Annotated in this window: 6 protein-coding genes; 1 reads left to right on the top strand and 5 read right to left on the bottom strand. The window is 39.3% G+C overall.

The genetic code is table 11. The features are described from left to right. Positions 1-163 precede the first annotated feature (163 nt). The 5 genes from AWW78_RS08695 to AWW78_RS08675 are packed head-to-tail and all read right to left on the bottom strand — an operon-like array spanning position 164 to position 8,956. Complete coding sequence (locus AWW78_RS08695; RefSeq protein ID WP_047134924.1) at positions 164-2,971, bottom strand: TonB-dependent receptor; 2,808 nt, start codon at positions 2,969-2,971, stop codon at positions 164-166. A gap of 23 nt (positions 2,972-2,994) precedes the next feature. Continuing rightward, positions 2,995-4,623, bottom strand: a complete 1,629-nt coding sequence (locus AWW78_RS08690; RefSeq protein ID WP_047134923.1) for a hypothetical protein — start codon at positions 4,621-4,623, stop codon at positions 2,995-2,997. 56 nt (positions 4,624-4,679) lie between these two features. Beyond that, entirely contained in the window at positions 4,680-6,566 is a 1,887-nt protein-coding gene (locus tag AWW78_RS08685) for a T9SS type A sorting domain-containing protein (protein ID WP_082359569.1), read from the bottom strand. After that, positions 6,508-6,912 carry a hypothetical protein gene (locus AWW78_RS08680; protein ID WP_047134922.1) on the bottom strand — a complete coding sequence of 135 codons (405 nt, stop codon included), beginning with the start codon at positions 6,910-6,912 and terminating at the stop codon, positions 6,508-6,510. Before AWW78_RS08680 ends, AWW78_RS08685 begins: the two co-directional genes overlap by 59 nt. Positions 6,913-6,931: 19 nt before the next feature. Further along, positions 6,932-8,956: a hypothetical protein gene (locus AWW78_RS08675; protein WP_047134921.1), complete on the bottom strand. Its 2,025-nt coding sequence runs from the start codon at positions 8,954-8,956 to the stop codon at positions 6,932-6,934. 217 nt (positions 8,957-9,173) lie between these two features. Between AWW78_RS08675 and AWW78_RS08670 the strand changes: the two genes are divergently transcribed. Next, on the top strand, positions 9,174-9,513 hold a 340-nt coding region (locus AWW78_RS08670; RefSeq protein ID WP_176696243.1), incomplete at its 3' end, for a cation transporter.

Raw genomic sequence — 9,513 nt, 5'->3', positions numbered from 1 at the left:
ACAGCCCTTGCTCCAACTCCAATCTTTAAAAATTGTGCTGTCGAAATCCCTGCCCTTTGTGAACCAAGCGCTGGAAACAGTTGTGCATATGCAGAGCAAATTGCAAAGTTAAGAAGAGCGAACATAAATACGAGTTTTCTCATAATGAAAATCAAAGTTACTTTTAAAATCTAATTGCCAAACCAAGTTTTATATTTCTCTGTGGCAAATATCTTGCTGGATTAAACGGGAACGGATCCACAGGAGCTTGAAGTTCGGGATAAAGCGGATCATTCCATTCAACAGGTGTTGGATCGCCGTATTCGTAAGCTCTTCCAGTCACAGGATTAATTATCTGAGAATTTTTATTGTTGAAAAGATTGGTCACTTCAACCATAAATGTAAACTCAAGTCCGCCAAACTTTATATACTTTTCAAATGTCAAATCAACCCAAAACCATGGTTTTCCAACTTTGCTGTATCTATTTCTTAAATCAGGCACATAAACTGGCTTACCATTTGACAACGTATCTCCCGTGAAATAATATGGTGTGTATCTTCTACCCGACTGATAAAACGCTCTCAAATAAAGATTAAAATTATCAAGCACGCCCCTACCAATTCCAAAAATTCCCTTGCCCTTATCAACATAAAAGTTTAAAATTGCAGAAGCTTGAACAGGTCTATCCCAAACAAGATAAGTCTCTTTGATGCTCTCGTAAATCTCCCCTCTTATTGCGAGAACACCTTCGTCTGGAGAGGAACTTTTACCAGTTGCAATTGAATACGAGCCACTCAGCGTAGCTCTAAACCACCGCCCTATTCTCTTTTTATATTCAATCTCAATCCCTCGACTTCTCGCATAATCAAGATTAACATAAGTTATATAACTTCTCCCAAGTTGTCCTGCAATTGTTATCCTTGCTTGCTTTGTTGTGACATAGTCAAAGATATCTTTGTAATATGCAGTTATCGTTAAAACATCGTTTTCGGAAAGTTGATTTCTAAGACCAAGTTCGTATGCAACGGTCGTTTCAGGATTTAAATTTGGGTTTCCAAACTTTTGAAAAGTTGACCTTGCTGTCACAGGGTTAAGCTTTGCATAAACAAATTGTGGGCGTGGTCTTTTAGAAAAATGTCCATATGAGAAAAACAATGTTTGATTATCCGAGATCGGGTGTGAAACCCCGAGCCTCGGGCTTAATCTCCCCTTCCATCTGCGACCGAAAAAGTTGTACGTCTCGCGGAAATATCTTTCGCGTGCCTCATCAGAAATTGTGATAACTTCGGGATTTCTCACAGCGTCATCAACAAATTTCCCAGGGAACCAATAATCAAATCTCAAACCAAAATTCAAAATCATTCCACTATATGTTATGTTATCCTGAACATAAAAAGCACCGAAAGCTGGGCTAACTTCATAAAGGTCATTATTTAAACCCATAGGTGGGACCCACGGCTGATAGATATCAACAAACCTTAACCTTTGAAAGCTCATTTCAAATCCAGTTTTAAACTTATTCCTTTCGCTGAAAAAGTGCGTCAAGTCACCTTTGATTGTGTATTCAACAACCGAATGATCATGCCATGTGAATGGATTTCCAGTGTCGTAAAATCCATCGCCTGGGATTAATCTAATTGTGTCGCTTCCGGTGTTATAATAGTAAGGTGGTAATTGCGGAACATCGCGGGGCTCTTTATAACTTTTCCAATCGAGACCATTTGCATCGCTTCTCAAACGAGTGAAATATCTACTTAAATTGAGTTCGTAAAAAGTCTTTTCACTTAATGTATGCGTAATGCCAATCTGATGATTCAAATTTATGTGGGAGTAAACATTTGCGTTCCACAAGATATTTTGAAACTCATATTGATACCCGGGTCCGGGCTCAACATATTCAAGCGTAATTTGAAGTGAGCGTGTGTTTTGATTTACGCTTGCGGAGAAACTGAAAGAATAATTAAGCTTGAAAGTTGTTGCAGGTTTCCAAGTTAGTTTAAGCAAACCCATATAAGTATTTTCCGCCCGCGGTGTATAGCGTGGACTATACCTATTTCCGAAAAATTCTGAAAAAAGGGATGAATAGAGTCTCCCAGGCCTTTTCCCCGTCCTGCCATAAGTATAGCCATCTGAAAATCCAACGCTTCCATTTGCAAAAAATGTCAACTTCCCAGGCAAAAAGTTGAGCAATGGACCGCTTAAATTAAACTCAAAAATATCGGTGTTAAAATTCGAAGGGGAGTTGCTGTTAAGCCCGAAATGATCAAATTTATAAGTAAATCTACCTTGAAATTTATCCCCACCCTCTTTAGTTCTCACTCTTACAACTCCGGATGTTGCTTGGCCATATTCAGCGTTAAATCCTCCAGTTATAACTTCTATTTCTTCGATTGCATCCGGACTTAACTGCAAACCAAATCCCGTTCCAGCAAGTGGGTCTTGAACCGAAACCCCGTCAACTAGATAAGCACTTTCATAAGCCCTGCCACCACGAATGTGAACACCTTCATCGCTATAAACAACGCCAACTTGAAGAGTTACAATATCTTTCACATTCTGAACAGGTGCAATTTGAATTTCTTCGGCTGAAATAGTACGCCTTGATTGTGTTTCCTCTATATTGAAAAGTGGTCTTTCACCGATGACGACAACTTCCTGCTCAAGAGTTAACACTGTCTCTTCCATTTTTATAGTCTTTAAATCCGTCACTCCACCTGCCGTAACCTTTACACCGGTTATTGTAACCTTCTTGTAACCAATTATTGAAATCTCAAGTGTGTAAGTCCCAGGATTCACATTTTTAATTTCAAATCTCCCATCAAAACCAGTGGCAGCCCCGTAATAGGTTCCTTTTACTACGACATTTACCCCAGGAAGACCTTCACCAGCTTTAGCATCGACAATCACACCAACTATTCTTCCTCTATCTTGGGCATGAATAAAACTTAGAGATAAAATCAGCAGTGCGGTCAATTTTAAAATCTTTTTCATCTCTACTTACACCTCTGATTTAGTTAATTTGTTGCACCAAAGTTTTTGAAAACTCTGTAGATGAACTCGCCAGCATTTTTAGTTCCACCATTAAACCTGTATATTGGAAAGCCAACAAGAACAAAATTTCCATCATTTGACTCCGCTCCTACTATAAAACTTTTATTACCCCACGCGCTTTGAGGTTCAAGCCAGTAAATCGAACGCGCATTTACCGACGGATAAAGCGCCCTTAAAAAAGCAACTATCTTACCACCATCAATGGGATTATCGGATGGGCTATCGCGCACCAAAACAGGATAGTTTGAAGTTTCGCTTGGATTTGTTGGATTGTAATTTAAAATTCTCGTTCCACTGGGAACAAAACCGGTCAACGGCGCCAAACTGACGCTATCAACCACACCTGAAAGATCGCTCAATGCTTTCCCCACATCGAAACCGGGAGTCGTGCTTTGAGGCAATATGAATGAGAACAAAGTTTTTCCACCAACGGACTTGAACTTAGGCAAAGAAATCGCCGCTATATCGAAATTTGTTTCGTCACTTGAAACCCAAAAAACATACTTATAAAACCTCGCTAAAACTTCCGCAAAATCAACCCTTGGGAATGGAGGAACAAGACTCCCACGCCTTGGATACCTTGCGCCAACTCTTAAATCCCAAACATCAAAATTTCCACCGACAAGCGTATCAAAAATTGATTTATAAAAGTTAATCGAATTATCAGCAACACCGTAATCTGCAACTATCAAAAGATTCCCTTTTGGTCTCTTAACAAACCATGTTTTACCCTCGGATGGCATTCGTATAGTTGAACTAAATGCGCCTGCAACATCACGAGCCTTTAAATAAAAGACATTGTTGGCATTTAATCTCATTTTTAAAGTCCCTTGAACAGGCGCGCGACCAAGTGTCTGCATTGAACTTGGTATCACAAGAGCGTCCGCAACGCTATCAGACTGCGTGAAATTCTCAGCAAGAAGTGTCAAAAACCTAAATTGCCCCGGAACCCTCACCCAATTCGTCGTGTCGTTCAAAGCAACCCAAAATTCAGAAATCGTATTATCACCGTCAATGTCAGATGCAATCCATTGAAAAGATACAATTGGAAAAGTTGTATCAGGAACATCAAGTCGCGTCCCTGTAAATTCACCAGTCATAGCAAACTCAACCGTCGGCGGAGTATTTTTTATCGGAAATTCTAAATTCGCTGGCGTATCGTCGTAAGAGTCGTCAGGAAAAATTTCAAACCTTTCACCTTCATTCCAAAACCCATCGCCATTTTTATCGACAAAATTAACTTTGCTTCCTTCTTCAAACTTAACTTTCACCGTATTGTCAACAGCTAAAACCCAAAAATGATAACTCGTATCAGGTCCAAAAATTGGTAGTCTAAAAACGCTGTCATTTTTAAATGTCCAAAACCAATTCTTCCCATCAAAACTAAAAACATAGCCAACCACCCACCCATCTTCATCCGTCCCCCACCAATGAATTTTTAAATTGCTCGTCGACTGACTCAAAGATGAATCGGGGAAAAGAGAAATATAAGTCTCTGGCTTTGCATTTGGATAAGGTTCGCTTACCTTATGCTTAACACAACCATAAGCGAGAATTAAAACAACGGAGAAAATCAGAAATTTAAGCTTCATTTTCTCTCCAACCTTTTTATTCAATATGTAAAAAGAACCCACACTAAAGCTTCAAATCACTTCAAAAGCATCATCTTCTTAACATCAACGAATCCACCAGCTCTCAAAACATAGAAGTAAACTCCGCTTGAAATTTGACTATTTTCAAATTTAACTCTGTAAGTTCCAGCCCCTTGAACCTCATCAACAAGCGTCGCAACTTCTCTGCCAAGTACATCGTAAACTTTCAATGTCACATAAGATTGCCTCGGCAACCTGTACTCAATGTAAGTAGATGGATTGAACGGATTTGGATAATTTTGCAAAAGCTCGAATTTATCCGGTATCTCGGAGTTATAAGCAACTTCAACTTTCGTTATCGTCCCAAAGTCATCATCTTGCCTTGGTTCAAGTTTATAGTTTCCGAACGAGTAGTAAAATATCCCGCGCAGGTAACTGATTTTATTCCCTTTATAAAGTATTCTAAACCCAAGAGATGTATCCGGAGGATAATTGCTGAGCCTATAAGCGCCATCATCATTAACTCTACAAGGACCTGTTCCATCGTCAACGACAAACTCTCTAAATGTTCCACCATTTCTATCAGGATCGATATCGGTAACTGATACATTTCTGAATTCAACAAGCATGCTTTCCCATTTTTCTGAACTCTCCGTCCCGTTGGGTTTATTTCCAACTTCACCTGTCTTTACGACAACCGGTGGATAAACAGGTCTATTTCTTGTAATTATTTTAATGGAATCGACGACAATTTCGGTCACATTATTTCTCTCTCTTACAATTCCAACAACTTCAACGCTGTCGCCCCTTTTAGCAATATGTGAAGCACTTCCATATAATCTAATTCCACTCCAGGCGGAAGTATCATCTTGAATATACACTCTTAACTGGTCTTTACTTCCAGCATTTGGTATTGCTTCTGCTGGGAAATCGCTTGTATCCGCTACCACTATACCGCGAACTTTTACTCTTAAATCCCAAAATCCAGTGTTTCCATTTCTCAAAATCGTATACTGCAAATCTTTTATCTTCAATTCACCATCCTTCACAAAGTAGAAATAAATATTTTGCGAAGTATCACCGGGAAGAATAGATGACTGCCCCTTTGAATCAATCGCCTTGAAGAAATATCTAACGACTGAACCGTTTGCTTGGGGCGGGATAATTCCTTCCCAAAGCGTATCACCGCTAACCTTAGACATCAAAAGCTCATTGAAACTGGCATAATTTACACTGTAAAGAAGTTTAACCGTATCAACAGTTACACCGGGCTCAGGATCTGTAACTTTAACAATTGCTCTCACCTTAACCGGGTCACTGCTTGATGGCAAAGCAGGTTCTCTTTTCTGCGGGCTTGTGAAAGCATGATTAATCTCCGGAGCATAGGAAAGAATTTTCACATCACCCGGATAAAGTGGCGTAATCGCATAGCCGCTACCAACCCCGACTATGACACCGCGAATATATTCAAGCTTTGTCCCAATTGGTGGCGGAGTCCAATTAGGATCAAATGCTCCAGTTCCACCTCTGAAATATTTTGAACCATCATAAACTTGCATCACATTGTCCGAGTCATCTGCTACCCACCAGGTCCATCGTCCGCCAACAACTCCACTGCGGTTGAAAACTCGAACATTCTTTATTACAACATACACATCTTCCCATTGTTCCCCATTAGAAAAATTAATTCGATGCCCTCCTGCAGAAGCGTTTCCCCTCACAAAATCCGAAATTTTTACCTCAACAGGTTCTGGTCGGCTTAATTTCCAATCAAGAACTTCAATTGGAATTATTTGTCCTGTTCGTGGATCTGGTATGACTGTAAATAACTCAGTGTATCCAGTGCTTGAAGCGTTTGGAAATTCCTCAACCCTACCAACAATTTTAACAAGTATCAAGAACTTGAATTCCCGTCGCCTGCGTTGCTGATGATGTAGTATCATTCGCGAGAACAATTATACCACTCCATGGTCCACCGCTTGTGTCCTGTATAAAAACTGCATACCTATTCCCAAGCGCATACATCTGTGGTTTGTTCATAACTATTCCGACAACTGTGAAAGTATCTCCATATTGAGTTGCTGAAAGTGGCGGAACATGCCAGTATCTTGAATCCTCAATCCAGTGTGGGAAATTGGTAGCGTTGAAAGCAACTCCAGCTGCTTGCAAACTATCTGCTTTTCTCAATGAGTCGGGATGAACCCATTGAATTTCCTGTATTGGGATAAGCGGGAAAGGGCTTTGTGCAAATGCTATACCCACAATTAAAAGTAATGCAATAACTCTCATTTTTCTCACCTTTTTATTTTTATTTGATTATTACAAACTTACCTCTTTTGATCTCTCCTGTTTCAAGGTCCTTAACCGTAAAAAGATAAAGTCCCGTTGCAATTGCTTGGTCATATTTTGAAATCAAATCCCATGCGTGCTCTCCGCCTGAAAATTTTTGCGTTCCATCTCCGTAAACTTGAAACCACTGGATATCAGTTCCACTGTATGTATCCGCATCATGAATAAATCTATCAACTATATCACCAGCAAGCGTGTAGATTGTTATCTCACATTTTCTCGGCAAATTGTAGAAATAAATTTTCCTTTCTCGTTCACCGCCTGAACCATCCCATATTGCCTTTGCATAGTATGGATTCGGATAAACCCCAACTTCTTTTGATTTATCTGATGTTGGAAGCGACCCTGGCACCACTCTTTTTAAAACCCTGATGCTTGATTGACTTGGGATGTTGTTTACTGGATCGCCTTCATCAAACGCTTCAACCCCGAAAATATATTGCCAGCCATTAAGTAAGTTTTGAACTGTGAATTTGTAATAATACTTTACTGTGTCATCAGGAAATGTTACAGGCTCCGAAAGTTTTATCATTCCAAATCCAGTGTTGAAACCAACATCATTACCTGGTTTATCAAACTCGGCAAGCAAAATATAAGGGTCCTCGCCAGATTTAACATATCCAATGTCAAAACCGTGTTTTGTCATGTAAATTCTATATCCTTCGAAATCTTTTTTATTCAAAACAGGATCAATCACATCTTCAACCGATTTATCCCAGTATATATCAACCTTTCTATCTCCTGGGATTACTCTTACCTTTGGTGGTGGAAGTATTGTTGGGAAGATAAATCTTGTTATCTTGCCATCGCCATCAAGGTCCTCGCCTGGGTCAAGAATGCCGTTCCCATTTCTATCTTCGCCGTTATAAGTCTTCTGAGCCCACATAGCACTTTCAATTAAGAGTTTTTTGCTCAGCGGTGTATCGTCAGTCTGCGGATCAGTTCCATATTTTTTAGCACAAATGACAGCAAATGCAACCTTAACAGAATCACCAGGCTGTAAAGTTGGGAAAGGTCCAACGGATAAAAGTGTGTATCTATTTCCAGGGCGTTTCAAATCTGAAATTTTTACCGCTGGAAATGGAAATCTCATTTTATCATATCTTTGCTGGTCATTTATTGGGGATATTAAATCGGGGTCACCTGTGCTAGCTCTAAATTGCCACACTTGATAAACTGTATAATTATTCAAACTATCAAGTGAACCACCAAGCAAAGGGTCAACCCCAAGAAGTTTTATACCAATATAGTTATCAGTTGGACCATCCGATGGCCTATTTTCAGCATCAAATGCGTAATGAAGTCTTAAACTATCAATATAACCAAGCCCTGTCCCAGAATAAAAAACTGAACCTTCGGCTGGAAACCTGTAATTTGTATTTCTAACGACAAGATCAGTGACGAGACCAACATACAAACTTTCAATGGGAACATCGACAACATTTTTTATCGTGAAATTTAAAATGACGAAATTATCAGCAATTGAATATTGCCACGCATATGTTTCAAAATGAACGGAAACACCAAGCGGGTTATGCCCTGAGATTGGTTCACCTGTTAACGGATTTATCGTGTTTGTATCTGTAAAGTCGCAGTAAAAATCTTGATGACTTATCGCATCTGGGCTGTAATATCTTGATTCAAGTAAACTTGAACGTTCATATAAACCTTGATCCACGGGCTGTGTAAATTCACTTGAGAAGCGTCTGTCATTCGTGGCGGTCGTAACGCTTAACCCACTTTTTCCATATCCTCCAACCCACAGCCCACCGTTGAAGAGATGCTCAATTCTTGTTCTAACAGGTTTTATAGGAAACTCGCATGAGGGTTGAGATGGCCAAAAAGATGGATTGAAGCCGTTACCGATCTGACCATATGAATTTACAGCAAGTCCAATTCTACCAATGTTGGTTGCCCGATTATCCTGCGGTTTTTGAGCGAGAATTAAAGAAGGTAGAAGGAGAAGAATTAAAAATTTTTTCATCACAAACGAATTTATGTTTTTTCATCGCATCGTTTTTAAAATTTAAAAAATTACTGGCTTAAAAAAAATTTACACACCATTGTCATCCTACCCCTGACCAATGCAAGCACGAGCTTAGATTTTTCATTTTAACTAGCTTAAAATTGTAAATTTTTGAATTTGATTTTTTGTGCTCGAAAATTTAAATTTGAAAAAAGCACAATTTCAACGGGAAACGATGACAAGAGAAGAAAGCAGAGATATTGAAAAACTTAAAGAGAGCAATCTTATAAAGATAGATATCCCAATTGTTGGGATAAGTTGTGCCAGTTGCGTTTTAAAGGTTCAAAACAGCCTGTTGAAACTTCCGGGGGTAAAAAATGCCATAGTAAATCTCGTGACAGAAAAAGCTACACTTGAAATTGATCCGAATAAACCAATAAATCTTAAAGAGGTAGTTCAATCTGTAAAGTCAATTGGTTATGATGTCGCCATTCAAAAAATAACCATTCCCGTTGAAGGGCTTTCTTCGGCGTCGTCAACTTATCTTGAGGGTGAAATATTAAAATTAGATGGGG

This window comes from Candidatus Kryptonium thompsonii, assembly GCF_001535985.1.
Taxonomy (GTDB): Bacteria; Bacteroidota; Ignavibacteria; order Kryptoniales; family Kryptoniaceae; genus Kryptonium; species Kryptonium thompsonii.
The sequence above is the reverse complement of the archived record's forward strand: the minus strand, read 5'-3'. Positions and strand labels throughout refer to the sequence as shown.